The sequence below is a fragment of the Vibrio sp. 2130-1 genome, from assembly GCF_033339515.1.
Map to the genome: position 1 here is coordinate 1 of NZ_JAWOUT010000342.1, position 662 is coordinate 662.

1 pseudogene is annotated in these 662 nt (G+C 52.1%); it reads left to right on the forward strand.

Annotation, left to right across the window (positions count from 1 at the left end):
- Positions 1 to 662, forward strand: a pseudogene (gene vopQ, locus R7Q09_RS26105) (type III secretion system effector VopQ); the annotation flags it as partial.

Genomic DNA, 662 nt, shown 5'->3' on the forward strand with positions numbered 1-662 from the left:
TCGCCACAGGGCGTGAACTTCATAAAGCGTCCGTCAATGGCGATGCCGAAGCGTATCATCATCAACTCGAACAAATCTCGCAATTGCCGGGAAGAGATCAGCGCTTATCGATGCCAATGCAACAAACGTTAGCCATTGGTCACGCGATGTTGTCGGCTGAGGGCGCAGTTGGTGCCACACTTGGTATGGCGACAGGCGGTTTGGGTACGTTTGGTGTAAGCTCTGTGGCGACGGCAGGGGTTACGCCGATAGCAAAAGAAGCCATTGGAACTGCTTTAGCCACTGGCATTATCAGCGGCGGGGGCTTTGTTGCTGGCCAAGCTGGGGCGTATGGCTTAAACAACGAAGTGCAAGACCAACTCAAACAAGGACCAATGTCTGGTGTGTTGCCACGTTTGGAAATTTCAAACGTGAAGGGCGATTTCACTTTTAGCATGCAAGAGCCGGCGGCAGTTCGCGCACTGATGGCGTATCTTGGTCCTAAAGAAGATACGTCAATGAGCTCACCTCAAGCGCCAAAAGAAGCGCAAGAGATGGAAGCCGCACGCTTAACACTCAAACAAATGCTTGGCTCAAGCCCAAGTGAACACCTCGTTCCAGATGTCGACTCACTGCTTAAACTGAGCGATGAAGACATGCCAAGTCAGACGGAATCTACGGCG